Raw genomic sequence first — 25,090 nt, 5'->3', positions numbered from 1 at the left:
GACCTCAATCACTCATCGGACTGGGAGTCCCTATGAACACCACAGCATTGCTGGCGGCCGAGGTCGTCCCCGCTGGTAGCGACGCACGATTGATCATCGCTGCAGTCGCCGGCGTCGCGGTCATCATCGCGTTGATCACCTGGCTGGACCTGCATCCCTTCCTCGCGCTGTCCATCGGCGCGGTGGGCGTCGGTCTGGCGGCCGGCCTCGGATCGGCCGAGTCGGTCGCGGCATTCGCGACAGGCTTCGGGTCGACAATGGGAAGCGTCGGAATCCTGATCGGTTTCGGCGCGATGTTCGGCAAACTCCTCGCCGATTCCGGCGGTGCCGACCGAGTGGTCGACACGCTGGTCGGCCGTTCCAGCACCAAGGCGCTTCCGTGGACCATGGCTCTGGTCGGCGCAGTGATCGGTCTGCCGATGTTCTTCGAAATCGGTCTCGTTCTGTTGATGCCGGTCATCATCCTCGTCGCGCGGCGTTCCGGCTTGTCCCTGATGCGCATCGCGATCCCCACCCTCGCCGGCCTCTCGGCCATGCACGGGTTGGTTCCCCCACACCCCGGGCCGCTGGTTGCAGTCTCGGCTTTGAACGCAAACCTCGGCCTCACCCTCGCACTCGGTGTCCTCGTCGCGATCCCCACTGTTGTTCTCGCCGGACCGGTCTTCAGTAAGTACGCCGCGCGGTGGGTCGACGTGAAGGTCCCGGATCTTTTTGTCACAGGCGAAGATCGAGGCGAGGAAGAGAAGAAGCAGCGTCCCTCGTTCGCGGCTACTCTCGCAGCGATCCTCCTCCCGGTTGTTCTCATGCTGGGCAAAGCATTTGCAGACGTGATCGCACCCGATTCCGAGGCACTCCCCAAGTCCGTCCTCGACTTCCTCGGAACACCCGTTGTGGCTTTGGGTCTCGCGGTTCTGGTCGGTATGGTGCTGCTGGGTCGCGGCGGCGGAATGGACCGCAAGGCCATCTCGAAGTCACTTGAGAGTTCCCTACCTCCCATCGCAGGCATCTTGTTGATCGTCGGCGCCGGTGGTGGTTTCAAGCAGGTCCTGATCGACACCGGTATCGCCGGAGTGATCGCCGACGCGATCAAGGGCAGCAGCCTCCCCGTGCTGTTCCTGGCCTGGCTGGTAGCGGTATTGATCCGCGTCGCAACAGGTTCGGCAACGGTGGCAACGGTGACGGCGTCGGGCATCCTCGCTCCGGTTGCGGCAGACCTCTCGTCCGCACATGTCTCGCTGATGGTCTTGGCGATCGGTGCGGGCTCGCTCTTCCTCTCGCACGTCAACGACGCCGGATTCTGGTTGGTGAAGGAGTATCTGGGCGTCAGCGTGGTACAGAACCTCAAGACCTGGACCGTGATGGAATGCATCATCTCGGTATCGGGCCTGGCCGGAGTGCTCGTGTTGAGCGCATTCATCTAGGTAGGCGAGCACATGAACAGCGAAGCGGCACAGCAGAAGCAGTACCCCGTGCTCGTCCTGATGGGTGTCTCGGGTTCGGGAAAGTCGACGGTCGGCGGCATGCTCGCCGGAGCGATGGGCTGGGACCTTCAAGAAGGCGACGATCTGCACCCGCAGGCGAACATCGACAAGATGGCGACCGGGCATCCGCTGAACGACGACGATCGCTGGCCCTGGCTCGACAAGATCGCCGTCTGGATCAGGAGCCATACCGACGCCGGTCAGCCGGGCATCGTCACGTGTTCGGCACTCAAGCGCAGCTACCGCGACGTGCTTCGCGGTGAGCACGTCGTGTTCGTGCACCTCGCCGGTTCGCGGGATCAGATCGGCCAGCGATTGACCGCTCGCCTCGATCACTACATGCCCGCCTCGCTGCTCGACTCCCAGATCTCGACACTCGAGGCCGTCGACCCGGACGAACAGGCCATCGTCGTCGATGTGGGCGGGAGTCCCGCCAAGATCGCGGAGGAGATCCTGCGACGGGTGGAGACATTCGAATACTGAGCAAGCCCGGCGTGTAGGCACCCGCGGTTCGGGTTACGGTGCTTGGGTGACTGCTGCTGCGCAGACGGACTGAACCGTGACCGACTTCGACTTCCACAGCGTCTGGACGCTTCCTGCCTCTGCTGACCGCGTCTACGAGGTTCTCGCGGATGCCGAACGGTATTCGCAGTGGTGGCCTCAGATACGCCGAGTCGGGACGATCGACGAGCATTCAGGCTCCATGTCCATCCGCAGCGCTGTCCCTCTGACGCTGCTGGTCTTCGGGCGACGCGAGGTGGAAGACTCAGTTGACCGCTTTCTGAAAGTGCGTCTCACCGGCGCAATGACCGGGTGGAGTAGCTGGGCGGTGCGCCCCGCTGGATCTGGTTGCACAGCCGAATTTCGGCAACAGGTAGCGGTGTCCGGAGCGCTTGGTCTGGCCGCGAAGGTCGCGAAGCCGCTGTTCGAGTGGAATCATGAAGCGATGATGCGTGGAGGGCACCGCGGACTGTGCGCATATCTCTCCCGGCCGTGATCGCGACCAGAACTTGCACACGCTCGAGCAATTGATCCATACCCGTCGTGTCAATTTGACGCAGCGTCAGTTATCGTTCACATCAGCAGCCGACAAGTATGTGTAACTCAAATGCACAAAACGGCTTGACCTGGGAGGACGCTATGCGGACGCGAGATTCGACGGTATGGCATTGGAACGTGAGTCCGCGAGCGCGGGTTATCTTCTGCCTGACCAGGACGTTCGTGAAGCCGATGTTCACCCTCTGGCCGACCACCGAACGTGGTATCCGCCAACTCGAGCGACTCGACGCGATGGCGGACAAACTGCCGAAGCCGAAGAACCTCGATATCGAGCCTTTCACGCTGGGTGGTGTGCCCAGCGAGAAGGTGCAGCATCCACGCAAAGCGCAGGGCGAGTTGGCCGGCGCCACGATCCTCTACTTCCACGGAGGGGGATTCGTCTTCTGCGGTCTGGCAACGCACCGGGCACTGTGCGGTTTGCTCTCTGCGAAGGCCGGCGTACCGGTGATCTCCGTGCGCTACCGCCAGCTGCCGGAAGGTTCCATCGGTACCTCCGTCAAGGACGCAATGGCCGCGTACACCGCGTTGCTCGAGACAGCCGAAGACCCGAACAAGATTGTGGTTGCCGGTGACTCGGCGGGCGGATACCTGGCCATGAAGGTCGCCGAAATTGCCGCACTGCGCGGAATCACGCGGCCCGCTGCCGTGGTGGGATATTCCCCTCTTCTCAACGTGAACCTCGAGGACCATGATCCCGATTTCATGAAACGTGATGCCTACCTACCGATGTCACAGGTGGAAAAGCTCAAGGACCGGTGGCTCGAGGGGCCGGACGAGATTCCTGGTGCGCAGTCGCCGATCAACGCCGACGCCAGTCTGATTCCGCCGTCGTTCCTGGTGTCCGCCGAATACGAACTGATGCGTCCGGACGTCGAGATCATGACCGAAAACTTGATCAAGGCAGGACAAGCCGTCGAAACGCACATCTGGAGTGGGCAGATCCATGCTTTCCCGGTGATCGGGAAAGCTCTTCGGGAGGGGAAGGCGATCGTCGATCTCACGATCAAGTTCCTCGAGCGAACGATGGCCTCGCAGAACCAGATCAGCGCCTGACGCTGCTTTTCAGCCGATCGATGTGAGTGTTGCGTAGTCGTCGTTGTCGAGAACGCCGTCGACGACTGCGCGAACTTCCGAGGCATGCAACGTGATCGATCCGCCGTGATTGTCGAGGAAGGCTGTGTCTGCGGCATCTCGGCCGGTCGAGATGCGCACAAGATTGCTGCGCGGCGCCAACTGCGTTGCATCGACCACGCGCCAGACGTGGTCGATATTGGCTTCGACTACGGCGTGAAAATCCATCGGATCGCAGCCCGGCGCGTAGACGGCCACCAGTCGAGCGGGAATCCCCACGGCGCGCAGCAGTGAGATGGTCAGGTGCGAGTAGTCGCGGCACACTCCGGCGCCGGCGAGCAAGGTGTCGACCGCACTGTCGGTGCCGCGACTGGTGCCGGGAACATAACTCAAATGTGTACTCACCCAGCGAGTGACTTCGAGGAGGAGTTCGGCCGGGGGAGTGGCGAGATCGAATTGCCCGGCGACAAAACCGAAGAACTTGTCGGCCTCGGCATACCGGCTGGGGCGCAGATATTTCGACACGTCGTAGTCGCTGACCGACGCCGGTTCTGCGCGGCCGATGACGGTTGCGTCGTAGCTGACGATCAGTTTGCCTGGGGCACAGTCGAGTAGGTGAATCCGGGTACCGTGTTCGGCGGTGACCTCGCGGGGTTCGAGCGGATTGCCGTCATGGACGAACGACATCGTTTCCAGCAGTTCGACACCCGGCGCGCGCGTCACCGCGATCTTGAACTCCAGGTTGGTCGCCTCGTCGATCTCGATGTCGAGCAGGGCGGCGACGGTACGTTTCATCGGGCCATCTTTACACCGAATACGGACACCCACCACCTGGGAGGATTGTGACGTGCGATCAGGCTTCGGGATAGTCGACGTCGACGCCGCTGCTGAGGTCGCTGCACTCCACCAACTCGACCCCGTGTTCGCGTAGGTAGGTGTTGGCGCCGCCGTCCCCGGTGAGTGACTTTGCAAGCGTCGGCCAGTGGTCGCGTCCGATCAGGACGGGATGGCCGGGTCTTCCGTGAAAGACAGCTCTTCGCAGTATGTTTCGTGATGGGGAAATCTGACCCACGATCCGCGTCACGGTGTCGGCGTTGAGGTCCGGGACGTCGACCAGAGAGATCGCTGCCGCATCTGCGTCGTCGATTCGCATGGCGGCTTCGAGTCCGCAGCGCAGTGACGCGCTCATTCCGTGTTGCCAATCCGATATCACCACAATGACATCGGTGGTGGGCAGTAGTTCGAGGGCGTCCTCTGCCTGCGCGCCGAGCACCACGATGACCGGTGAGAGGCCTGCGGACTGCAGTGTCGTCACCCCGTGGTGGAGCCAAGACTGACCCTCGGTGTTTGTGACGAGCGCTTTGGGTTTGCCCATGCGGGATCCGGCCCCTGCCGCCAGCAGGATCCCGCACGTAGACATGACTATGCTCCGGTGACCCGCGGACGCAGCCACTCGATCAGATCGTTCAGAACTTCTTCCTGCTCAGGCTCGTTGAAGATCTCGTGGTACAGGCCGTCGTACACCTTCAAGGTGACATCGGAAGAGCCGGAAAGATCTGCGACGAGCTTGCTGCCGGCCGGGTCCGTCAAACGGTCGTCCGAGCCGTGTTGAAGCAGTACGGGAATGGTGAGCGAGGGCAGGCGCGCCGGGAAGCCTTCCGCGGCGGTGATCATGCCGCGCGCGATACCGGCGGGAACCTTGCCGTGGTGAACCAGCGGGTCGGCGTTGTACTTGTCGACGACCTTCTGATCACGCGATACGGCAGCAGCTTCCAGGTTCTCGACGGGCACGTCCGGGAGGTATTTGCCGACGATCTTGCCCAACTGCATCACGATCTTCGGAGTGCCGGTTGCGATGATCACCGCAGGTCCGGACAGGGCGAGGGCTTTGAGATCGGCCTGATGGTCGAGGGCGTAGGAAAGGGCGATCGCGCCGCCCATGCTGTGCCCGAGCAGGAACTTGTCCTTGCCGGGATGTGCCGCCGTCACGATCGAGAACAACGTGTGGACGTCGTCGGTGAAGTCGGAGAATTCCTTGAGGTGAACGCGCTTGCCGCCAGAGCGTCCGTGCCCGCGATGGTCGGGTGCATACACGATGAGCCCGAGTTCCCCGAGCCGCGCAGCAACATGGTCGTAGCGCCTCGCGTGTTCGCCGAGTCCGTGGCACAGGACGAGAACCCCGGTGGGTTCGCGGTCCGGTGTCCACACGTCGTAGACGATCTTGGCACCGGCGACTCCGGTGAACGACGACTCTTCGTGCTGCATTGTTGCGCCCTCTCTGCGACCGGTTCCGGTACGCGGATTCTCACATGCTATTCGCCCGGTGGGCAGGGCGCGGGTGTTCAGGGTGTGAGGTCGTCGAGGAAACTTCGACACTTGTTTGTTACGGCTGGTTACATTAACTTAGGGGCGTGACCGGACAAACCGTTGATCGTTCCGACCCTGTTCCCGCCACCCGCTCGCGCCGATTGTGGCGACCCGCGGTTCGGGCTTTGCTGGACGGCGCGCTACCGCTGATCGACAAGCGAATGGCGGAATCGGTACGCCCGTTCGATCGGCCCGAGATGCTGCGTCCGCACCTGGCTTCGCGGAAGTTTGCGTGGACGCACTACGGGATCTTCGTTCCCCGGCTGCCAGGGCCTTTCCGTTACCTCAACACCATGACGTTGATCGGTGCAACCGGGACGGTGGTGTTCGACAACGACTATCTCGCTGCACCCGACGCGCGAAACACCGCAACCGTGCTGAGTTCCACCGCAGCGCCGGGCCATCACTTCTACCGGGCGTACGACGCTGCCGATGAGTGTGCGTTCGAAGAAGATGGTTCGCGAATCGCCTTCGGTGACAACCTGATCATCGAGAACAGCTATCCGAACTTCCGAGTCACCGGGCGATACGACTCATTCGACGTCGATCTCGAGATCGTGGCAACGGACCAAGCGTCGTGGTTCGTGCGTAATCCCGTCTACGACCACGTCAGTCTGCTGGCACAGTGCTCCGGAACAATTGCGAGTCCGGATGGACCGGTGAGTATTTCGGCTCCGTGCACCGTCGAGTACGCGCGGTGCATGACACCGCAATCGTTGACTCGCCGCGCGCTTCCCGAGTCGTGGAAGCTCCCGGCCGACTTTTTCACCTACCAGATCGTTCAACTGGACGACCGGCATCAGTTGTTGCTCACCGATGTTCGAGCGTCAGGGGTTTCGGCGTGCAAGCTCGCCTACATTCGGACTGTCGACGGTAGTGCGAAGGTCTTCGACGACGTCGAGTTCGACGTGCTCGAGTACGCCGACGCTTTGCACGTCGACCCACAGGGTCGCGAGATGCGTGTGCCGCGCGTACTGCGTTGGCAGGTGCGCGATTACGGTAGGACGGTCGTGGAGTTCGAGGCGGAGATCGACTCGGAGTGGCGCTACGGTCACGGCAAGGGATACGTCGGCGCGTACACCTACCGGGGAAGCTTCGACGGTGCGTCGATCAACGGTACCGGTTACATCGAATGGGTGGACTGCGAAGTGTAAGGCCCCTAGGGTGTATCGGTGCCTTTCGTAGACCCCGCCGCGCTGACGATTCGTCCGCAGAAGATCCTTGTCGCGGGGACTTCCGGTGCCGGAAAGACGACTCTCGCCGGTCGAATCGGGCGGCTTCTCGAGATCGAACACACTGAGCTGGACTCGCTGTTCCACGGGCCCGACTGGATTCCGCTCGACAGTTTCGAAACCGAAGTACGACGCTTTTCCAGCGAGCCGGCCTGGGTGACCGAGTGGCAGTACGGTGCGGTGCGTGAGCTTCTGGCCGAGCGTGCGGACCTGATGCTGTGGTTGGATCTGCCTCGGCGGACGGTGATGCGCCAGGTGATCACACGAACCGTGCGTCGGCGATTGCAGCGAGAGGTGTTGTGGAATCGCAACATGGAGCCGCCACTGCACACCATTCTGTTCGATCCGGATCACGTGGTGCGCTGGGCCTGGCGAAGCGACGGACGCAACGTCGGGCGTATGGCCACGGTCCTTGTCGATGTGCCGTCGTTGCCGATAGTTAGGCTTCGCAGTCGAGAAGAGATCGAGGCTGTGCTCGAAGTCCTCGGCCGTCTGCCCTCAGATCGTCTGAGCTAGGCGAAATCCCAAGTCGTCGATAGCAAATGTCGGGTGGCTTCGCCTCCTTACGGTAGCGCCGCAACCGCGCTCACTTTCGGCCCAACTGCCGCCGCGGAAGATCCGGTACGTGCCGTAAACCTCGGGGTCGTAGAGATCCCAGCACCATTCCCAGACATTGCCGATCATGTCGTACAGGCCCCAGTTGTTGGGTGTCTTGGTTCCGACGGGATGCGCTCTACCCTCTGAATTGTCGCTGTACCAGGCAATCTCGTCGATCTCGCCGTAGCGGTAGCCGGAGGTGCCGGCCTTGCATGCGTACTGCCACTCGGCCTCGGTGGCGAGCCGGTAGCCAGTTGCGCCGCGGTCCCACTGCGGAGAATCGGTGTCGACGTCTCGATATGCGGGTGTCAGACCGTCCGCGACCGAAAGTGTGTTGCAGGTTGTGATGGCGTCCTTCCATGAAAGGTCGACCGCTGGTTTGCTCGAATCGTCCGACGAATCTCCGTGAAGCAGCGCCCTGGTGGTGAGATGGCGTGCGAGGCGGAAGGATTCGACTTTCGAGGTCCACGCAGTACCTTTGCGGTCGTCCCGAAGGTGCACCTGGCCGGCAGGGATCTCGATCATCAACTCTGCTGCTCCGGTCATTCGTTCATCATCGCAGAGGTTGTCGCTCACCCGGGGAGACGCTCGAACGCAGCTTGTGGATCAAGGCCGGTGCGCATGCGCCATGCGGTCAGCGCAAGCCCGAGGCAGACCACCTGTGCCGGATCGTCGAGGGAAACACCCATCAGCTTCTCGATACGCGTGAGCCGTGCATAAAGCGACTGACGCCGAATGCCGAGGAAATCCGCGGTTCTCGCCTTGCCGCCCCGATGTGCGAGGTACGCGTCGAGCGTTCGGACGAGATCGGCGGAATGTGCTGTGTCGTATGCGATCAGCGAACCGAGTTGCTCGGTTACGAACACGGACAGCGAAGCGGGTGTCGTTCCGGCGGCGAGCAGTCGTTGGACGCCGACGTCCCTCGCGAGGATCACTCCGGTCCGGGAGCCGAAGCGCCGCGCGATCTGGACGACTTCGCGAGCTTGCGCGACCGCAGCCCCGACGCCCGACAGATCCGCGACCGGCGTCGCCACTCCGAGCGTGCGTACCGCGGAACCGCCCGGCCCGCGGCGTAGCAGCTCGTCGGCTTCGGTGAACGCAGTCCGCACTCGAGCGGGGGATGCGGACGCCCACCCGTGCGCGAGCACGATGACGTGATTGGCCGCAGTCCCGACGACACAGGAGCCGAGCACGGCCCGCACGGCGTCGCGTACTTGGTCAGCGAGCTCTCGAACCGGGGTTTGCCGATCGATGTCGACAGCGGCGACGAGGACGTGGTGCCCCTCCGACAACGGCGTCCACCCGGCCGCTGTCAGTCGCTCGGACAAGTCGCCGTGCGATGTGAGCACACCGCCCACCACGTCGGTGATCACCGATTGGGCGAGTGACTGTCTTGGGCCGAGATCGCCGTGACGGCCGAGTTCCAGAGCTACCGCGACGGCGGCGCAGTTTGCGACGGCGGTTCGGCGTGTGGTTGCCGGCCCGCACAGGACAAGTCGACCGAGTGAGTTCGTCGGGCCGCGTACGTCGTGGATAGTGCGTTCGGTCTCGGATCGCTCTGCGCCGGTTGTGCTGCGCTCGACGGTTCTGCCATCCGCGTCGAGCAGATCGACGCCGCACCCCGCGAGTCGTGACACCTTGTCGAGCAGCGCAGTCATGCCCTGGCCTGCAACCACGAGACTCAGAAGTTCTTGCCAGACAGGCTCGCCCGCTTGCGCCGAACCGAGAGTGCGGCGGAGCATGAGGTCGTGAAAGTCTTCGACCATCCGCTCGAAGGGCACTACTGCGTGCAGGGCCAAGAACGCGAGTCCCCGTCGGCGCGAAGCTTCGACGAGTTCGGGAGGGGCCGTGAGGAACGAGCGCCCGACTTCCATCGCGAGTGCGACGCATCCCGCGTCCGCCAATTGGTCGATGTAGGCGGTGAGCTGCTCGGGAGATCGCCCGTGCAGACCGAGGCCCGTGGTCAGAAGGACCTCACCTCCGGACAGCAGCCCACCCATTTCGTACACCTCGGACGAATGGACCCAGCGGACCACCGCGGTATCGATGTCGCCCGCGAGCACCTCGATTGCGGCGGCCTTGAACGAGGGCATCGCAAGAACTTGTCGCAGAGTCGGGAGCATTTCTATATCGTCCGCCGAGGGGGCACTTCGTCATAGAGCTAGTTCTGCCGAACTGACAGGTTGTCCCTTGTCGGGCTGTTACCACCGTGGTCGGATTGTGACACGAGCCACAATCGACGATTTTGGTCAGACTCCAGGAGCGCACATGAATCATCCGGCACACACCGATGAGTATTTTCTCGGACTTGCGATCGAACAGGCGAAGATCGGTTGGGAGGAGGGCGGCGTGCCGATCGGCGCGGCGCTGATTCACCGGGGCGAGGTTCTCGCAGTCGGACGTAACCGTCGGGTCCAGATGAACAGCGCCATCCGTCATGGAGAGACCGACTGCATCGAGCGCGCCGGACGACTGCCGGCCTCGGTGTATCGCGAGTGTGTCCTCTACACGACTTTGTCGCCGTGCTTCATGTGCGCCGGAACGGCGCGCCTGTACGAGATCCCTCGAATCGTGGTCGGCGAAAATCGTTCCTTCGAGGCATCGGAGGAATGGTTGCGCAGCAGCGGAATTCAGGTCGACGTCGTCGACGACGCGGAGTGTGTGGCACTGATGGACCGCATGCTGGCCGAGCGCCCGAGCCTGTGGCTCGAAGACATCGGCGAAGTTGTATGAGCAGCGCCGTCGAACCTGCCACGGTCGCAGGCGATTCGGAGAGCGCAGGCCACCCGATCGATCCAGACTATCCCGTCACTCCGGTTCCGCTTCATGCACGTAAGCCGTTCTTCTCGCTCGCGGTCGTGTTGTTGGGGTTCACCATCTTCACGCCGACGATGTTGGCCGGAGCAGCGCTCGGTACCGCGTTCTCGTTCTGGAAACTGATGGTGGTGATCGCCGCCGGATCCGCCATCTTGGGGGTCTACGTCGCCATGATGGGGTTCGTCGGAGCCCGAACCGGACTGACTACAGTTGTGATGGCGCGCTACAGTTTCGGCACTCGCGGGTCCAAGCTCGCTTCGATCCTGCTGGGCGGTACTCAGATCGGCTGGTACGGCGTCATCATCGGCACGATCGGCGATCTCACCGCCCAGGCGCTGGGCTGGGATTCCTACCTCGCCAGGGCGTCGGTGATGATCGCGGCGAGCATCTTGATGTGCGTCACCGCCTGCTACGGCTACCGCGGAATGTACTGGGTTTCGCTCGTCTCGACGCCCTTGATCCTGGCGTTGGCCTGCTGGGTCGTATTCCGGTCCCTCGAAGAGGTCGGTGGATTCTCCGGCCTGGTCTCGGTTCAACCGCAGACGACCATGACGATCGCGCTAGCAATCACCACTGTCGTCGGCACGTTCGTATCGGCGGGAACGCAAGCGCCCAACTGGACCAGATTTGCTCGCTCCGGATCACAAGCGGTGTGGGCCTGCGTTATCGGGTTCCTCCTCGGAAACGGATTGATGATCCTGTTCGGCGCCATCGGAGCCATCACGTTCCACGAGGGTGACTTCGTGTTGATCCTCTACAACCTGGGGCTTGTCGGCTGGGGCCTGGTCTTGCTGTTCGGAAACCTCTGGAAGAGCAACGCAGACACCGCATACGCATTCGGAGTGGCCGGTGCCGAACTGTTCAGAAAGCCCCGCAAGACCCCGTTCGTCATCGGTGGATGTGTGATCGGCACGGCGCTCGCTCTGACCGGTGTGCACAACCATCTGGTCGACTACCTGAGCCTGCTCGGAACTTTCATCCCGCCATTGGGCGGCGTGATCATCGCTGACTTCCTGTGCCGGTGGCGGCGAGGCATACCCGAGGGGTACACCCCGCAGCCGGTCCACTGGCGAAACCTGGCCGTCTATGCCGTCGCAGCGTTCCTCGCTTGGCTTTCCGGTGAGTTCGAGGTGGGAATCCCGCCGCTGATCGGAATCGTGGTAGCCATTGCACTGACGATGTTCCTGCACAAGGCGTTTGGCAACAGATCGGCAGATCGGGAGGTCTCGACCTCCACCGTCTGAATCATGCTTCAGGCACCAGCGAGCCCCCGGCGGTATCGACCGCGCCGGGGGCTCGCGCACTTGATGGAAAGGGCAGACGCTTCCGTCTCAACCGTCATCGCAGAACAGGCAGGTACGGTGCCTCGATACCCTGCTCTTCGAACGCAGTCAGAGCCGAGCGCGCAAATGCGCGCTGGACTGCCCATTGGCGCCCAGGCTTGACCTGCGCCGTCACTCGAATGGTAATTGCCTCGGCAGTAACCGAATTGACTCCCAGCATCTCCGGCTTGTCGATCATGTCCGCCCTGATCGGTTCGGACTCTGCCGCCTCGAGGACAGCTCGCGTCGCCACCTCACACGCTTTGTGCACGTTCGCATTGTGGGCGATGGGGAGATCGAGAACTGCAGTGGCGTAACCCTGACTCATGTTGCCCACTCGCAGGATTTCGCCGTTGCGGCAGTACCACAAGGTGCCGTTCACATCTCGAATCGTGGTGACGCGCAGGCCCACTGTTTCGACGGTGCCGACCGCGTCGCCGAGATCGACGACGTCGCCGACACCGTACTGATCCTCGAGCAACATGAAGATGCCGGAGAGGAAGTCACGCACCAGGTTTTGTGCACCGAAACCGATGGCAAGGCCGATGACTCCGGCGGATGCGATGAACGGCGCGACGTTGATCCCGAGGATGCCGAGAATCTGCAGCACACACCAGACCAGGATGACGATGGACACCGTCGATTTGAGTACCGAACCGATGGTCCGGGCTCGCTGCGATCTGCGCTCGTTCACCTTGGCGTTCGGAGACTTGCGAGGCTTCGACATTCGATCGATCCCGCGGTGCAGTGCGAAGCGCAGAACGACTGCGAGTGCCACGTAGATCGCGATCTCGACGGGTCGGTGAATCAACCAGTCTCGGTTGGTATCGGTCAGTTCCCATGCTTGTATTTCGGAAATCATCTCCATGCAGTCTACGGATTCGGGCCGATCCGGGCATCGGTGCAGGGCAGCACCTCGTTGATGCCAGAGGTACGCGGTTCACTCAGTTGTGCTCTATAGCTGTGAGTGCCAGCCTGCGGGTGGTGCTGGTGGAGGGCTCTGTGAAGCTTGCACTGAGCCGTGTTGCTGAGCCGCGGCGGATCGCGGTGTGGGCGTGGCGCGCATGCGAGCCGAAAGTGCCACAGCAAGTGCTGCTATCGCAGTCACCAACGCGATGACGGCGATGATGAGAACGGGAATGTTCAATGGGGCTTCCACGACTACCGGGGTTGGTTGGAAGACTTCCTGGGCCAGTAGATCCGTGAATGCCGACAGTCTCGGTGTCATGTATTCCCCCCTGTGAGTAATTGTTGTTCCACCTGGCCATATTTCGGGCAATTCGCGGGCACGGCAAGAGTCCATTCGGATGACACGTCGGTGGTGCTTGTCAGCCCGGGCTAGGCTTACGCCATGGCTGCGTTCACTGGCATACCCGTTGCTGCACTCGACTTCTACGAAGACTTGGAGGCCGACAACAGCAAGACCTGGTGGGCAGCGCACAAGGAGACGTACGACGAAGTGGTTCGTCGTCCGATGGCGTCGTTGACCGCGGCGTTGGAGGACGAATTCGGCACGGCCAAGCTCTTTCGGCCGTATCGTGACGTTCGATTCTCGAAGGACAAGATCCCGTACAAGACGCACCAGGGAGCGTTCGTCGGTCTCGCCGAGAGCTGTGGCTACTACGTGCAGATCGACGCGGCAGGGTTGATGGTGGCCGGTGGTTTCTACGCCAGCAGTTCGGAGACCATCGCGCGTTATCGTGCGGCTGTCGACGACGACGTTCGAGGCCCGGAGCTCGAGAAGATCCTGGCCTCCGTCGAGAAGGCCGGATTCACGATCGGCGGCGACAAGCTCAAGACGGCGCCTCGCGGATACACGGTCGATCACCCGCGGATCGAATTGCTGCGTCACAAGTCGCTGACTGCTGGTCGTAGTTACCCAAGCCCGCCGTGGTTGGACAGCGCCAGGACGTTGAAGGAAGTTCGCACAGCGTGGCGCGCACTGACGCCTTTGGTCGAATGGTCCGGACAGGTGCTCGGACCGAACTGACCGTCCGACAGAAAAGTGTGACGTAGCCGTAGGAGAGTTCACCTCGAGTTCATCAAAACTCGAGACGCCTGGGGCTAGCGTGGTGTGTGTAACCGAAAGTTTCGGCCCCGCTTCGAGTCGCAGCGCCGCAGTTCGAAGCCATTTTCTCTCGATCGACATCGTGAACAACCCGTGTCAGTGGAGACCATCATGGCTATGTTTCTCGCTCTCGTCCTGATCATCTCGGTCCTCGGAATCGTCGGCACCTACCTCGCGTTCAGTGCGGTCTACTTCGTCGAGATGCGCAAACTCGACAAGTAAGGGGTGCGAATTGGCCTGATTCGACTATTTCTGGGCCGATCGCGACGACCCTCCCTGCGTACGCTGTTAGGGCATCCTTATCCGCTCGCAACAGTGGATGATTCATTTCTTTTGGAGGTTCGACACGCATGCCCGCTCAATCCACGCTCTTGCTTCCCGAGGGCTACTCCGACAACCGCCTCGTTTCGGACCTCACACGTCGGCAGTTCGGCTTCGGTGCCGGAATCGCCGGGCTGGGCGCGTTCCTGGCGGCCTGCGGTGACAGCGGGAGCAGTTCGGGTGAAACCGAAATGCGTTCTGTGACGACACCTCTCGGAACGTACGACATTCCTGTCAATCCGAAGAGGGTTGTCGCGATCGACTCGCGGCTCGATCTGGAACCTGCTGTAGCGCTGGAACTTCCGCTCGTCGGCTACACGTACGCCCAGGCGACACCGTGGGTGCCTATCGATTCGTCGGTACCGTTCCTGTCGGAGATCCCCAACCGCGAGCAGATCTTGGCGCTCGAGCCCGACCTGATCGTGTGCCTGAACTACGAGAGCGAGTGGTGGCCGGTGGCCGAGATGTCCACCATCGCACCGGTTCTGACGACAGAGTTCACCGACGACTGGCGCACAAACCTCTCGCGGTTGTCGGGCTGGCTCGGTCGAACGGCCACACTCGATCGATTGACGCTCGACTACGACAATCTGATTTCCGACATCCGCAGTCGTCATGCCGAGAAGATTGCGTCCAAGACCGTCGCCAGTGTCTCGTTCATGCCGGACACGAACACGCTGTACGTCACGAGCATCCGTACCTCCGAGAAGGGCGACAAGCCCAGCGACATGACGCTCGGCGACATCGGTGGCAAAACCGCCACCTCGGAGGGGCTCGATCCCGAGGGCGGCGTCAGCCTCGAAGGCCTCGACGTGCTGGCCGGCGTCGACGGCTTCATGATCACCGAGAACGAGGACAGTGCCGCGTACCAGGCATTGGTGGCGAGCAAGCTGTGGCAGCGACTCCCGGCAGTGCAGGCGGGCAACGTCACCAGTCTGGGTGGCTCTACGTTCTACGGTTCGATCTACACGATTTCGTACGTGGCACAGGGTTGGGATGCCCTGTACAACAAGATCAGCTGAAGCCTCTGCCGACCGGACCGATGAGTTTCGGTAACGCGGGCGGTCTAATCAGGTAGGCATTGACCAGACCTGAGGAGATCGACGTGCAAACAGAGCAATCCCCAGCGGTAGTGCAATCCCGCGACGGTACGACCATCGCATACGAACGCTCCGGTGCCGGACCAGCAGTGGTCCTGGTCGCCGGAGCGTTCTGCGACCGCGGATGGTTCGATTCCCTGGCTGCAGAGTTGGCGGCGGACTTCACGGTGTACTCGTACGACAGGCGCGGACGCGGGGACAGCGGTGACAGTCGCGCGTTCTCGATCGACGCCGAGGTGGAGGACTTGCGGGCGGTCGTCGCTGCCACCGGTGAAACACCGCTCGTTTACGGATTGTCGTCGGGTGCCGCGCTGGCTTTGGAGGCCGCTGCGCAGGCCGTTCCGATGCGTAAGCTCGCCGTCTACGAGGCGCCGTACATGGACGACGACCAGCGTGACGAGACTGCCCAAAGTGACCTGGAGCGATTGATTGCGGGCGGCGACAGGGAAGGTGCTGTGACGCGTTTTCTGGATCTGACCGGTGCATCCGCGGAGATGGTCGACGAGATCAAGCGGAGTGCCGATTGGCCCGACATGTGCGCCATCGCGCACACCTTGCCTTACGACGTCGCTGTGTGTGATCACGGCTGTCAGTCGCTCGACTGGCTTGCCTCCATTACCGTCCCCACGTTGGTCATGTACGGCGGTGACAGTGGTCAATGGGCACCTGCCTCGGCGACGAGAATCGCTGCAAAAGTCTCGGGGACAAAGACTTTGGAGATCCCCGGTCAGGGCCACGGCGTCGCCGACGACGCTATTGTCCCGGCTCTGCGTGAATTCTTTTCCGGCTGAGCACTGGGCGGCGAAGACGATCGTCAACCTAGGGTTGACGCTTTCGATTGCGTCAACCTAGGGTTGACGCATGAGCAAACCAGTGGAAATGACCAACAAGGTTCGACTCGACGACCTCATCGACGCGATCAAGAAGGTGCACACCGATGCTCTCGACCAACTCTCCGACGCCGTGATTGCCGCTGATCATCTCGGTGAAGTTGCAGATCACCTGATCGGTCACTTCGTCGACCAGGCGCGCAGGTCGGGAGCGTCGTGGACGGAGATCGGCGCGAGCATGGGTGTCTCGAAGCAGGCTGCGCAGAAGCGTTTTGTTCCCAAGGCGCCGAGTGATCAGAAGCCGATGGATCCGAACGAAGGGTTCAACCGGTTCACTCCCCGGGCGAAGAACGTCGTCATGGCCTCGCAGAACGAAGCCCGCGCCGCCGGTAACGCAGAGATCCAGCCGGAGCACCTGCTCCTGGGGCTCGTCGAGGAGCCTGCCGGGTTGGCTGCGAAGGCGATAGTGGCGCAAGGGGTGGAGCTCGGATCCGTCCGAGCTGCAGTGGCCGGTGTACTACCGACTCCGACTTCCGAACTACCAGAACTCATTCCGTACGACGCTCGTGCGCGCAAGGTCCTGGAACTGACGTTCCGTGAGGCTCTTCGCCTGGGCCACAACTACATCGGAACCGAGCACATCCTGCTCGCGCTGCTCGAACTCGAAGACGGATCAGGCGTTCTGGCTGATCTCGGAATCTCGAAGTCGGTGGCGGAGTCGAACATCGTTGGAGCGTTGGCCGTCATTCAGGATCAGTGATTCAGAGGTGAATCCGATGCAGAAGAGGGCCGCACCCTTGCGGGTGCGGCCCTCTTCTTGTGTCACTGATCAGACAGCGCGCACATTGGTGGCCTGAGGACCCTTCTGGCCCTGGCCAACCTCGAACTCCACACGCTGGTTCTCGTCGAGCGACTTGTAGCCGTTGCCCGAGATTTCAGAGTAATGAACGAACACGTCCGGTGTTCCGTCGTCGGGAGCGATGAAACCAAAGCCCTTTTCGCCGTTGAACCACTTCACGATGCCCTGTGCCATACCGATACTCCCTACAAACTCGATCCGGGCCCTCACATCGAAGTCCCGATCTCGATATGTCTATCCTCCCACGCCGCGCAAGTCGAACGGTGGGCGACGTGCAGAAAGCGAGTTGTCAGGACTATCGGAGGTGGCTGCGCTACTGATCTTCGACGCTGGTTCTGACCAATTCACGGAAAGCGAGGACCAGTGGTTCGCGTGCCCGTCCGCGGCGATAGATCAGGGAGAACGGTGCCTGATATCCGAAGGAGGCGGGCAAGAGTGGGCGCAATCGTTGCTGGTCGACCCAATATCCGGCGTAGTGCTCGGGCAAATATCCGATGTATCCGCCCGAGAGGATCAGAATGAGTTGGGCCTCCATGTTCTCGACGGTGGCCGATCTCTCGGTGAATCCTTGGCGAGCCAACTCGGCTTCGCTCCAATAACCCCTGGTGACCATTCGTTGACGGGTGATGACGTCCGGGTGCACCCGCTTGCTCGAGAAGAGCGGATGTTTGTCGCTGCAGTAGAGCCAGTGCTGCTCGCGGTGTAGAGCCTGCGCTGTCAGGCCGTTCATGGGCGAGGCGAACGCTCCGATCGCCACGTCGATGCGGTCGTCGAGAACGCCTACCTGAAGCTCGTGCGGAGTTTGGATTTTGAGGTCGAGATAGACACCGGGGTGTGTTCGGCTGAATTCACCGATGACGTCGGCGAGCGGGAGCGTCGAATCCGTGACAGTCGAATCCAGTACCCCGACGGTCATCGTTCCCCGAAGTTCGCCTTGGAGTGCGGTGGCATACCGCTCGAACCCCTCCAGCTCGCCGAGGATGCGGACGCATTCCTGGTGGTAGAGCTCGCCCTTGCTGGTCAGGCTGAACCCGCTGCGACCGCGGTGGCACAGGACGATGCCGAGTTGGCGTTCGAGTTGGCTCATGTAGGTGCTGATCGCCGAGGCGGACAGTCCTAGATCCTGCTGTGCCGGCGCGAAGCCCTGATGGCGCACCACGGAGGTGAAGATCCGAAGCAGTTTCAGATCGGGAAGTGTGCTACGCATCGGGTACCTCGGCAGAGTCGAGAACAGATACATCAGAAATTTCTGAAGTGATTATTTGTATCAAGTGATTTATTTCACGTCAATCGTCTTCTACGGTTTCCTCAGGCGGTCTGACGAGACCGGCGTCTGCTCTCGGACCTGCTGGTACTTCACGAAGGAATCGTCACCATGGACATAGCCATAATCCTGACCTACCTGGCCGCAATGCTGGCTTTCGGTTGGTGGGGCAAACGCCGCGCGAGCAACTCCAGTGAGTACCTCGTCGCCGGTCGAAGGCTCGGTGGAGTTCTCTACACGAGCACGATGGCCGCCGTCGTCATCGGCGGAGCGTCGACGGTCGGCGGTGTCGGCCTCGGCTACAAATACGGAATCTCCGGTATGTGGTTGGTTGTCTCCATCGCCGCTGGTGTGCTCCTGCTGAGTTTGTTGTTCGCCTCCCGGATTCAGCGTCTGAAGGTGTACACGGTTTCGGGAATGCTGAAGTTGCGCTACGGAATCGACGCAACCGGCGCGTCCGGCATCGTGATGATGGCCTACACGTTGATGCTCACCGTCACGTCCACCATCGCCTACGCCACTATCTTCAACGTGCTCTTCGGTTTCGACCGGACGCTCTCCGTAGTCCTCGGTGGATTGATCGTCGTCGCGTACTCCGCGATGGGCGGCATGTGGTCGATCACGCTGACCGACGTTGTTCAGTTCGTCATCAAGACGATCGGAATCTTCTTCCTCCTGCTCCCGTTCACCTGGTCGAAAGCGGGTGGGTACGACGGGATCAAGGAGCGTGTGGGCGACGCAGCGTTCTCACTCGGCACTATCGGCACCGGCACGATCATCACCTTCTTCGTCGTGTACACGCTCGGAATCCTTATCGGGCAGGACATCTGGCAGCGCGTGTTCACGGCCAAGTCGCCCGAAGTTGCGCGCTGGGGCGGCGTCGCTGCGGGCGTTTACTGCCTGCTTTACGGTGTGGCAGGTGCGCTGATCGGTCTGGCGGCTTCGGCTCTGATGCCCGACATCGGTTCGTCCGACGACGTCTACGCCGACGTCGCCGTTCACGTTCTCCCGATCGGTCTCAGCGGAATTGTGCTGGCAGCCGCCGTCGCAGCGATGATGTCGACCGCTTCCGGCGCACTGATCGCCACTGCCACAGTGGCTCGGCAAGACGTCTTGCCTCTCGTCTCGAAGATCTTCGGGCGTACACAGCCTGGCCTGGATACGTCCGATCCGGAAGCAGATGTGCGCGGAAACCGCCTGTACGTCATCGTGATCGGCCTCGTCAGTATCGTTCTCGCTGCCCTGATCAACGACATCGTCGCGGCGCTCACGATTGCGTACGACATCCTCGTGGGTGGCCTGCTCGTCCCCATCCTCGGTGGTCTGGTGTGGAAGAGGGCCACCGGAACCGCGGCAATGGCTTCGATGGCGGTGGGAACGGCGGCGACTCTGATCACGATGTTCGTCGTCGGCGACGTGCTGGCCAACGAACCGGTGTACGTCGGTCTGGTGAGTGCACTCGTTGTCTTCGTTGCGCTGAGTCTGACCACGGCGCCGACTCCGCCCGCGGTGATGAAGATCTGGAACGAGCGAGTTTCCGGAAAGGACACGGAGACGGCCGAACCGGAAGTTGCCCCGATAGCCTGAAGGTCGGTGCGTGCAGGAGTGCACGCCACAAGGAGGTAGATCGTGCCCAAGGTCGTTGATCACGACGAGCGACGGTTGGTGCTGGCCGACGCTGTCCTCAGCCTGATCGCCCGCGAGGGTATCTCGGCGGTGACCACCAGGGCGGTTGCCGAGGAGAGTGGATGGTCGACCGGAGTGTTGAACCACTACTTCAATTCTCGACACGAACTTCTCCTCGCCGCGCTGCGCCGGGCAGCGGACATCCAAGGTGATCAGTATCAGGTCATCCTGGATCAGGTCGACAACTCGGCGCTCGAAAAGTTGCGGGGAATCACCGCCAGTGTCTTGCCGCTCGACGATCGACGCCTGGCGATGACGCGCGTGTTCCTCTTCTTCTACGCCGAAGGCGCACAGGAAGAGAAGGCTCGCAGTGAGATCGCGGGCTTTCTCGCTCGGTGGCGCCGGATCGTTCGCGAGACGGTTCTGGAGGCGCAACAGGAGGGATCGGTGCCGGCAGATGTCGACCCCGACCTCGTGACGATCAGGTTGGTCGGACTCACCGACGGCCTTGCCATGCAGTCGATTCTTGATCCCTTCATGATGGACGCCATTCGGGCTCCCGGCGCGGTGGCCCGAGGCGTCGACGCAGTCTTGCAAGCGATTACCGCGGAGGCTCGGACGTGACGGATCGAATCGTGGTGCTCGACGATTTCATCGACCTCGGCACTCTGCGAGAAACTCTCGGCGCCGCCGGGATCGACGTCGGCGTCGAGTTCAGTTCCGAGATCCCGAGCGGCGCAGGCATAATCGCGCTACTGGTGGGGCCGGAGACTGTAGGGCTCGACGCACATCATCTCGACTCCTTGCCGGATCTGCGTCTCCTCGCGGCCACCTCGGCCGGGTTCGATCACCTGCCGGTGGGCGCGGCGCATGATCGGGGCGTCACCGTCACTCGCGCGGTCGACTACTGCACCGAGGAGGTGGCCGATCATGCGCTGGCGTCGATCCTGTCCTTGCTGCGCTCCATCGGTCCGCTTGATGCCGCAGTGCACCAAGGTCGTTGGAGTGTCGTGGAGTATCCGCCACGTCGGATCGCAGGAACAGTTCTGGGCCTCTATGGATTCGGACTGATCGCTCAGGCACTTGCCAGCCGTGCAGCAGCGCTGGGGATGACGGTCTTGGCAGCGGGGCGTTCGCTCTCGGCCGGAGCGCCCGGCGTCGAGGTCGTGGAGTGGGACGAGCTTCTGCGTCGATCGGACGTGCTGAGCCTGCATGTGCCGTTGACTCCGGAGACCGCCGGTATCGTGGACGCTCAGGCTTTGGCGTCGATGAAGCCGGGATCGTTCCTGGTCAACGTCTCGCGCGGAGGCCTCGTCGATCACGAAGCGCTCGGAAGTGCTTTGCGTAGCGGCAGATTGGCCGGCGCTGCGGTCGACGTGCTACCGGCAGAACCGCCGACTGCTGATGATCCGATACTGCAGATTCCGAACCTGACGATCACTCCTCATTCTGCCTGGTATTCGTCGGCGGTCTCGGGGACCCTGGCCAGACAGTCCGCACTCAACGTCGTTGCGGTGCTGACGGGAAAGTCCCCGGTGGGCGTTGTAGCCGCACCGGGGTCCTGAGGGGCGCTCGCCTCAGTTCTTGTATTCCGGATCGATTCGATCGAGAAGGCGAAGTAGTGCAGCCCAGGCTAATTCGTAAGCCTGGTCGTCACTGAACTCGTCTTTCACCTCGCCCGCGAATTGTCTGGCGGTGTACTCCGCCAGTTCAGGGGAGGGTAGGCGCAGACTGCCGGAAGCCTGTGCGGCGATCTGGATGTCGCATGCTTTCTCCAGGTAGAACATTCGCAGAAATGCTTCCGACGCAGTCTCGCCGACAGTCAGCAGGCCGTGATTGCGGAGAATCAGCGCGGGGTGGGTGCCGAGATCCTTCACCAACCGCTCACGCTCGACGGTGTTGAGAGCGATGCCCTCGTAGTCGTGGTAGCCGACCCGATTGTAGAACTCCATCGAGATCTGGTTGAGCGGCAGCAGACCGTCTTCCTGTGCTGCGACGGCGCAGCCGGCCTTGGTGTGGGTATGAAGGACGCACTGTGCGTCTGACCGCGCGGAGTGCACTGCCCCATGGATTACGAATCCTGCTGGGTTGACCTGATATTCGGACGGCTCGACGAGGTTCCCGTCGAGATCGATCTTGACCAGGTTGGATGCTGTGATCTCTTCGAAGAGAAGGCCGTACGGATTGATGAGGAAGTGATGTTCGGGTCCTGGTAGGCGCACCGAGACGTGCGTGAAGATGAGGTCCGTCATCTTGAAGTGGGCGAGCAACCGGTAGACGGCGGCGAGTTCGCGGCGAAGTTCCAGTTCGGACTTGGCAATTGTTGGCGGGGTGGTGGCCGGCGCGCTCATACGGTCTCCGTTTCGATGGGCAGTACAACTTTCGTTTAAATATATCAATCGATATATTTAAACGTCAATGGTTGCCGTACACCAAAACGTAGGAGCCCCACTCGTGCTCAGGGTGGGCTAATCTCGCATTCGCTGTGCCCTCGGCGCGCGCAGCAGATGCCGAGAAGGAGAGTGCACACGTGTACGGAACGATTCGCGAATCACCGACGACCGCTGAACTTGTGGACCAGCTCAGCCGCCGTGGGTTCTTCGGGTCGGCGCAGTGGCAGCGGCCGCCATCCTTGCGGGGTGTTCGACTACATCAGATGCTTCTGATGCCGGCGAACAACGTGAGGTGATCAATGCGCTCGGAACCACCACGATCTCGGGAAAGCCGGAAAGGATCGTTGTTGCCAGCGACTTCACGGATCTGGAATTCCTGCTCTCGCTCGGCGTTCACCCAGTCGCCTACGGCAACACAGGATCGTGGGACCGCGGTTCACTGCCTTGGCAGAGCACCGCGGGAATAGCCGACCTCGAAAGCTTCGGCACCACAGGCGAAATCAACCCGGAAATCATCGCGCGCTACTCGCCGGACCTCATCATCGGAATGAAGACTTATCTCGAACCTGCAGCCGAGAGGCTCAGTCAGATCGCTCCGGTCATCGCGCTGGACTGGACCACCTCGTGGCGTGACGGCGTCGCCACGGTCGGGCAGGCAGCTTTTGTCGACGAGGCTGCTGCTGCAGCGATCGCCCGGACCGACGCTCTGATCTCCGACACCGCAGCTTCCCTGAACGGCTTGGGTGGCAAGACGATCATGATCGGCTCGATGTACGGCGATCAGTTGTATGTGCAGGGGGATGCCAGTGCGCCCGGGGTTCTGCTGCGCGAACTCGGACTCGACTATCGCGGATACAACGCCGAGCAGATGACTGCGCTGTCGATGGAGCAGGCGGAGGTACTCGCACCCGCAGACATTTTGCTCAGCCTCGCTTCTGATCAGGAAGCGACGACGAGGTTGGAGAACTTCGCAGTTTTCCAGAACCTCCCCGCGGTGAAGGCGCGATCCTATGCGCCGGTCGAACTTCTGCTCTCGAATGCCTTTGTCGATAATTTCGGTCCACTGAGCGCGCCGTACGCCTTGCCGCAGCTCGCCGGGGTCTTGACCGGGCTTGCGGCGGGCCAGGGAAAACAGCTCCCCTGACCTCGCTTCCGAGCCTATTGACGCCGCGTCGGCCTAGCATCGAAACATGGTGGACATAGATCTGACGGGCCGCGCCGCAGTAGTCGGCGGATCACAACCGCTGCGAGCGATACTCGAAACCCCCACTACCCCCGGCCCGTGGCCGGGGGTAGTGATGATTCACGAGGCCTTCGGGCTCGAGGAGGTGATGCAGCGGCAAGCCAAGCGGCTGGCCGCTGCGGGATTCCTGACGCTCGCTGTCGACCTCTACAGCGCGGGCGGGGCGAAGCGGTGCCTAGTGCCCACCATGACGTCGATGCTTCGAGGACACGGCAAGGCGTTCACCGACATCGAAGTCGCTCGCAGTTGGCTGGTGGAATCCCCGGACTGCACCGGAAAGATCGGTGTCATCGGATTCTGCATGGGCGGCGGCTTCGCGATGGTCAGCGCCGGAGATTTCGACGCTGCCTCGGTCAATTACGGTCAGCTTCCACGCAAACTCGATGAGGCCGTGGTGGATGCGTGCCCGATCGTCGGGAGTTTCGGAGGCAAGGACTTTCGCTCCGGGGCGCGGCAGCGAAGCTGGAGACGGCGCTCAGCAATGCCGGTATCGAGAACGACGTCAAGGAGTACCCCACCGCCGGCCACGCGTTCCTCAACGACGCGGAGGCCGGACCCAAGGTGCTTCGTCCTTTGGAGCGCATCCTCGGAATCGGTCCCGATCCTGTTGCAGCGCAGGATGCCTGGAAGCGAATCGACTCGTTCTTCGAGCGCCACCTGGCGTGATCAGCGACTGGTTCTCTCACCGCCGTTGACTGCCAATACCTGACCGGTGATCTGCCGGGCACCCGGTGAGGCCAAGAAATGGACGGCTGATGCGATGTCGTCCGGGGTTCCGGCGCGCTTGGTGCTGGTGGATTCGATCAGCATCGCGCGACGCTCGTCCGTCAGAAAGTCCCGGAAGAACTCGGTGTCGGCGATGTAACCGGGGGAGACGATGTTCGCCGTGATGCCTTCTGGGCCCAGTTCGGCGGCCAGATCGACATTCCACGTCGCAACTGCTGCTTTGGCAGCGCCGTACGCTCCAGCTCCCTTGTCGGCGGCAATCGATCCGATGGTGATGACGGCACCGCCACTGGGGATTCGATCTCGAACTGCTGCTGTGGTCAACACTGCCGAGATCAGATTGGAGTCCAGATTGGCCCGCCACCCGGCGGCCAGGGATTCCAGATCTGACGGCGCTTCGCGATCGAAGTCCGTGTTACCGCCGGCGCAGTGCACCACGACGTCGATGGTTCCCGGAAGTGAATCCTGCAGCCGCTTCAGGTCTTTCGGGTCGGAATTGTCACAAGTCAAGGCGTGAACATTATCGCCCAACTCCTCCGCGGTCTTTTCGAGTGGTTCCGTGCGTCGGCCGGTGACAAAAACGGTGTCTCCGTCTCGGGCGAACGCCGCTGCAACTGCGCGTCCGATCCCTGTTCCGCCGCCGGTTACCAGAACTGTGCGTGTCATGCCTACCTCCGTGAACTACGTTTAGACCTATACGAAGAACGTATCATT

General features: G+C 61.9%; 27 protein-coding genes and 1 pseudogene. 17 read left to right on the top strand and 11 right to left on the bottom strand.

The annotated features are described in order from the left end of the window. Positions 1 to 32 precede the first annotated feature (32 nt). The 4 genes from PCS43_RS23320 to PCS43_RS23305 all read left to right on the top strand — a co-directional run bounded on the left by PCS43_RS23320 (position 33) and on the right by PCS43_RS23305 (position 3,593). Positions 33 to 1,421, top strand: coding sequence for a GntP family permease (locus PCS43_RS23320; protein ID WP_003939838.1), 1,389 nt, complete (start codon positions 33 to 35; stop codon positions 1,419 to 1,421). Positions 1,422 to 1,433: 12 nt separating this feature from the next. Then, entirely contained in the window at positions 1,434 to 1,964 is a 531-nt protein-coding gene (locus PCS43_RS23315) for a gluconokinase (protein WP_209910036.1), read from the top strand. 76 nt (positions 1,965 to 2,040) lie between these two features. Next, positions 2,041 to 2,478: an SRPBCC family protein gene (locus tag PCS43_RS23310; RefSeq protein ID WP_007729979.1), complete on the top strand. Its 438-nt coding sequence runs from the start codon at positions 2,041 to 2,043 to the stop codon at positions 2,476 to 2,478. Positions 2,479 to 2,621: 143 nt separating this feature from the next. After that, entirely contained in the window at positions 2,622 to 3,593 is a 972-nt protein-coding gene (locus PCS43_RS23305; RefSeq protein WP_030536535.1) for an alpha/beta hydrolase, read from the top strand. 9 nt (positions 3,594 to 3,602) lie between these two features. On the opposite strand, the gene PCS43_RS23300 is transcribed toward PCS43_RS23305, so the two are convergent. Genes PCS43_RS23300 through PCS43_RS23290 form a run of 3 tightly spaced genes read right to left on the bottom strand, consistent with a single transcriptional unit; the run spans position 3,603 to position 5,876 of the window. Continuing rightward, positions 3,603 to 4,406, bottom strand: a complete 804-nt coding sequence (locus PCS43_RS23300; protein ID WP_209910033.1) for a transglutaminase-like domain-containing protein — start codon at positions 4,404 to 4,406, stop codon at positions 3,603 to 3,605. 58 nt (positions 4,407 to 4,464) lie between these two features. Beyond that, positions 4,465 to 5,031, bottom strand: a complete 567-nt coding sequence (locus tag PCS43_RS23295; protein ID WP_007729982.1) for a nucleotidyltransferase family protein — start codon at positions 5,029 to 5,031, stop codon at positions 4,465 to 4,467. Between the two features lie 2 nt (positions 5,032 to 5,033). After that, a complete protein-coding gene (locus tag PCS43_RS23290) occupies positions 5,034 to 5,876 on the bottom strand; it encodes an alpha/beta hydrolase (RefSeq protein ID WP_209910016.1) in 843 nt (280 codons plus the stop codon). 146 nt (positions 5,877 to 6,022) lie between these two features. Between PCS43_RS23290 and PCS43_RS23285 the strand changes: the two genes are divergently transcribed. Both PCS43_RS23285 and PCS43_RS23280 read left to right on the top strand, forming a co-directional pair. Then, positions 6,023 to 7,132: a DUF6670 family protein gene (locus PCS43_RS23285; protein WP_047272028.1), complete on the top strand. Its 1,110-nt coding sequence runs from the start codon at positions 6,023 to 6,025 to the stop codon at positions 7,130 to 7,132. Between the two features lie 18 nt (positions 7,133 to 7,150). Continuing rightward, positions 7,151 to 7,726, top strand: a complete 576-nt coding sequence (locus PCS43_RS23280; RefSeq protein ID WP_064114105.1) for a hypothetical protein — start codon at positions 7,151 to 7,153, stop codon at positions 7,724 to 7,726. Here PCS43_RS23280 and PCS43_RS23275 read toward each other — a convergent pair. Both PCS43_RS23275 and PCS43_RS23270 read right to left on the bottom strand, forming a co-directional pair. Then, entirely contained in the window at positions 7,709 to 8,353 is a 645-nt protein-coding gene (locus tag PCS43_RS23275) for a formylglycine-generating enzyme family protein (protein WP_245361494.1), read from the bottom strand. The genes PCS43_RS23280 and PCS43_RS23275 overlap by 18 nt on opposite strands. 26 nt (positions 8,354 to 8,379) lie before the next feature. After that, positions 8,380 to 9,900, bottom strand: a complete 1,521-nt coding sequence (locus PCS43_RS23270) for a PucR family transcriptional regulator (RefSeq protein ID WP_228401375.1) — start codon at positions 9,898 to 9,900, stop codon at positions 8,380 to 8,382. Between the two features lie 175 nt (positions 9,901 to 10,075). Here PCS43_RS23270 and PCS43_RS23265 point away from each other — a divergent pair, with 175 nt between their 5' ends. Continuing rightward, the gene (locus tag PCS43_RS23265) at positions 10,076 to 10,540 is read left to right on the top strand and encodes a nucleoside deaminase (protein WP_003940577.1); all 465 of its coding nucleotides are present in this window, start codon (positions 10,076 to 10,078) and stop codon (positions 10,538 to 10,540) included. Then, positions 10,537 to 11,868 carry a cytosine permease gene (gene codB / locus PCS43_RS23260; RefSeq protein WP_003940432.1) on the top strand — a complete coding sequence of 444 codons (1,332 nt, stop codon included), beginning with the start codon at positions 10,537 to 10,539 and terminating at the stop codon, positions 11,866 to 11,868. The genes PCS43_RS23265 and codB overlap by 4 nt, the downstream gene beginning before the upstream one ends. 94 nt (positions 11,869 to 11,962) lie before the next feature. On the opposite strand, the gene PCS43_RS23255 is transcribed toward codB, so the two are convergent. Together PCS43_RS23255 and PCS43_RS23250 are read right to left on the bottom strand one after the other, a co-directional pair. After that, on the bottom strand, positions 11,963 to 12,814 hold the full coding sequence (locus PCS43_RS23255) for a mechanosensitive ion channel family protein (RefSeq protein ID WP_007729990.1): 852 nt from the start codon (positions 12,812 to 12,814) through the stop codon (positions 11,963 to 11,965). A gap of 87 nt (positions 12,815 to 12,901) precedes the next feature. Further along, positions 12,902 to 13,174, bottom strand: coding sequence for a hypothetical protein (locus tag PCS43_RS23250; RefSeq protein ID WP_156519441.1), 273 nt, complete (start codon positions 13,172 to 13,174; stop codon positions 12,902 to 12,904). Positions 13,175 to 13,297: 123 nt separating this feature from the next. Between PCS43_RS23250 and PCS43_RS23245 the strand changes: the two genes are divergently transcribed. The 4 genes from PCS43_RS23245 (at position 13,298) to PCS43_RS23230 (ending at position 17,025) form a co-directional block, all read left to right on the top strand. Further along, the gene (locus PCS43_RS23245; RefSeq protein WP_204855343.1) at positions 13,298 to 13,936 is read left to right on the top strand and encodes a DUF2461 domain-containing protein; all 639 of its coding nucleotides are present in this window, start codon (positions 13,298 to 13,300) and stop codon (positions 13,934 to 13,936) included. A 428-nt stretch (positions 13,937 to 14,364) separates the two neighbouring features. After that, positions 14,365 to 15,357: an ABC transporter substrate-binding protein gene (locus PCS43_RS23240; RefSeq protein WP_007729992.1), complete on the top strand. Its 993-nt coding sequence runs from the start codon at positions 14,365 to 14,367 to the stop codon at positions 15,355 to 15,357. An 83-nt stretch (positions 15,358 to 15,440) separates the two neighbouring features. After that, the gene (locus PCS43_RS23235) at positions 15,441 to 16,226 is read left to right on the top strand and encodes an alpha/beta fold hydrolase (RefSeq protein ID WP_042447011.1); all 786 of its coding nucleotides are present in this window, start codon (positions 15,441 to 15,443) and stop codon (positions 16,224 to 16,226) included. 70 nt (positions 16,227 to 16,296) lie between these two features. After that, positions 16,297 to 17,025 carry a Clp protease N-terminal domain-containing protein gene (locus tag PCS43_RS23230; RefSeq protein ID WP_080552754.1) on the top strand — a complete coding sequence of 243 codons (729 nt, stop codon included), beginning with the start codon at positions 16,297 to 16,299 and terminating at the stop codon, positions 17,023 to 17,025. Between the two features lie 69 nt (positions 17,026 to 17,094). On the opposite strand, the gene PCS43_RS23225 is transcribed toward PCS43_RS23230, so the two are convergent. Next, positions 17,095 to 17,298, bottom strand: coding sequence for a cold-shock protein (locus tag PCS43_RS23225; RefSeq protein ID WP_003939930.1), 204 nt, complete (start codon positions 17,296 to 17,298; stop codon positions 17,095 to 17,097). 139 nt (positions 17,299 to 17,437) lie between these two features. After that, complete coding sequence (locus tag PCS43_RS23220; protein WP_003939834.1) at positions 17,438 to 18,331, bottom strand: LysR family transcriptional regulator; 894 nt, start codon at positions 18,329 to 18,331, stop codon at positions 17,438 to 17,440. Between the two features lie 168 nt (positions 18,332 to 18,499). Here PCS43_RS23220 and PCS43_RS23215 point away from each other — a divergent pair, with 168 nt between their 5' ends. From PCS43_RS23215 to PCS43_RS23205, 3 genes are read left to right on the top strand one after another with little or no spacing between them, the layout of a single operon-like run. Further along, a complete protein-coding gene (locus tag PCS43_RS23215) occupies positions 18,500 to 19,975 on the top strand; it encodes a sodium:solute symporter (RefSeq protein WP_003940304.1) in 1,476 nt (491 codons plus the stop codon). A gap of 42 nt (positions 19,976 to 20,017) precedes the next feature. Continuing rightward, complete coding sequence (locus tag PCS43_RS23210; protein ID WP_047272039.1) at positions 20,018 to 20,638, top strand: TetR/AcrR family transcriptional regulator; 621 nt, start codon at positions 20,018 to 20,020, stop codon at positions 20,636 to 20,638. Then, entirely contained in the window at positions 20,635 to 21,579 is a 945-nt protein-coding gene (locus PCS43_RS23205) for a C-terminal binding protein (RefSeq protein WP_047272041.1), read from the top strand. The genes PCS43_RS23210 and PCS43_RS23205 overlap by 4 nt, the downstream gene beginning before the upstream one ends. A gap of 12 nt (positions 21,580 to 21,591) precedes the next feature. Here the strand turns inward: PCS43_RS23205 and PCS43_RS23200 are convergent, their stop codons facing one another. After that, on the bottom strand, positions 21,592 to 22,365 hold the full coding sequence (locus PCS43_RS23200) for a class II aldolase/adducin family protein (RefSeq protein ID WP_047272043.1): 774 nt from the start codon (positions 22,363 to 22,365) through the stop codon (positions 21,592 to 21,594). 262 nt (positions 22,366 to 22,627) lie between these two features. Between PCS43_RS23200 and PCS43_RS23195 the strand changes: the two genes are divergently transcribed. Together PCS43_RS23195 and PCS43_RS23190 are read left to right on the top strand one after the other, a co-directional pair. Beyond that, the gene (locus tag PCS43_RS23195; RefSeq protein ID WP_270923124.1) at positions 22,628 to 23,551 is read left to right on the top strand and encodes an ABC transporter substrate-binding protein; all 924 of its coding nucleotides are present in this window, start codon (positions 22,628 to 22,630) and stop codon (positions 23,549 to 23,551) included. Positions 23,552 to 23,597: 46 nt separating this feature from the next. Continuing rightward, positions 23,598 to 24,316 (top strand): annotated as a pseudogene (locus tag PCS43_RS23190) (dienelactone hydrolase family protein). Here the strand turns inward: PCS43_RS23190 and PCS43_RS23185 are convergent. Next, positions 24,317 to 25,042, bottom strand: a complete 726-nt coding sequence (locus tag PCS43_RS23185; RefSeq protein ID WP_030536548.1) for an SDR family NAD(P)-dependent oxidoreductase — start codon at positions 25,040 to 25,042, stop codon at positions 24,317 to 24,319. Positions 25,043 to 25,090 lie beyond the last annotated feature (48 nt).

Source organism: Rhodococcus sp. C-2, assembly GCF_027854095.1.
Taxonomy (GTDB): domain Bacteria; phylum Actinomycetota; class Actinomycetes; order Mycobacteriales; family Mycobacteriaceae; genus Rhodococcus_F; species Rhodococcus_F qingshengii.
Note: the sequence above shows the minus strand (reverse complement) of the source record. Positions and strands in the feature narration are given on the sequence as shown.

Coding starts and splice junctions, on each gene's coding strand:
- PCS43_RS23250 (WP_156519441.1), bottom strand. CDS start 13,174: ATGACACCGAGACTGTCGGCATTCACGGATCTACTGGCCCAGGAAGTC.
- PCS43_RS23265 (WP_003940577.1), top strand. CDS start 10,076: ATGAATCATCCGGCACACACCGATGAGTATTTTCTCGGACTTGCGATC.
- PCS43_RS23215 (WP_003940304.1), top strand. CDS start 18,500: ATGGACATAGCCATAATCCTGACCTACCTGGCCGCAATGCTGGCTTTC.
- PCS43_RS23185 (WP_030536548.1), bottom strand. CDS start 25,042: ATGACACGCACAGTTCTGGTAACCGGCGGCGGAACAGGGATCGGACGC.
- PCS43_RS23255 (WP_007729990.1), bottom strand. CDS start 12,814: ATGGAGATGATTTCCGAAATACAAGCATGGGAACTGACCGATACCAAC.
- PCS43_RS23315 (WP_209910036.1), top strand. CDS start 1,434: ATGAACAGCGAAGCGGCACAGCAGAAGCAGTACCCCGTGCTCGTCCTG.
- PCS43_RS23270 (WP_228401375.1), bottom strand. CDS start 9,900: ATGCCCTCGTTCAAGGCCGCCGCAATCGAGGTGCTCGCGGGCGACATC.
- PCS43_RS23225 (WP_003939930.1), bottom strand. CDS start 17,298: ATGGCACAGGGCATCGTGAAGTGGTTCAACGGCGAAAAGGGCTTTGGT.
- PCS43_RS23275 (WP_245361494.1), bottom strand. CDS start 8,353: ATGACCGGAGCAGCAGAGTTGATGATCGAGATCCCTGCCGGCCAGGTG.
- PCS43_RS23305 (WP_030536535.1), top strand. CDS start 2,622: ATGCGGACGCGAGATTCGACGGTATGGCATTGGAACGTGAGTCCGCGA.
- PCS43_RS23230 (WP_080552754.1), top strand. CDS start 16,297: ATGAGCAAACCAGTGGAAATGACCAACAAGGTTCGACTCGACGACCTC.
- PCS43_RS23300 (WP_209910033.1), bottom strand. CDS start 4,406: ATGAAACGTACCGTCGCCGCCCTGCTCGACATCGAGATCGACGAGGCG.
- PCS43_RS23240 (WP_007729992.1), top strand. CDS start 14,365: ATGCCCGCTCAATCCACGCTCTTGCTTCCCGAGGGCTACTCCGACAAC.
- codB (WP_003940432.1), top strand. CDS start 10,537: ATGAGCAGCGCCGTCGAACCTGCCACGGTCGCAGGCGATTCGGAGAGC.
- PCS43_RS23295 (WP_007729982.1), bottom strand. CDS start 5,031: ATGTCTACGTGCGGGATCCTGCTGGCGGCAGGGGCCGGATCCCGCATG.
- PCS43_RS23290 (WP_209910016.1), bottom strand. CDS start 5,876: ATGCAGCACGAAGAGTCGTCGTTCACCGGAGTCGCCGGTGCCAAGATC.
- PCS43_RS23320 (WP_003939838.1), top strand. CDS start 33: ATGAACACCACAGCATTGCTGGCGGCCGAGGTCGTCCCCGCTGGTAGC.
- PCS43_RS23200 (WP_047272043.1), bottom strand. CDS start 22,365: ATGAGCGCGCCGGCCACCACCCCGCCAACAATTGCCAAGTCCGAACTG.
- PCS43_RS23220 (WP_003939834.1), bottom strand. CDS start 18,331: ATGCGTAGCACACTTCCCGATCTGAAACTGCTTCGGATCTTCACCTCC.
- PCS43_RS23245 (WP_204855343.1), top strand. CDS start 13,298: ATGGCTGCGTTCACTGGCATACCCGTTGCTGCACTCGACTTCTACGAA.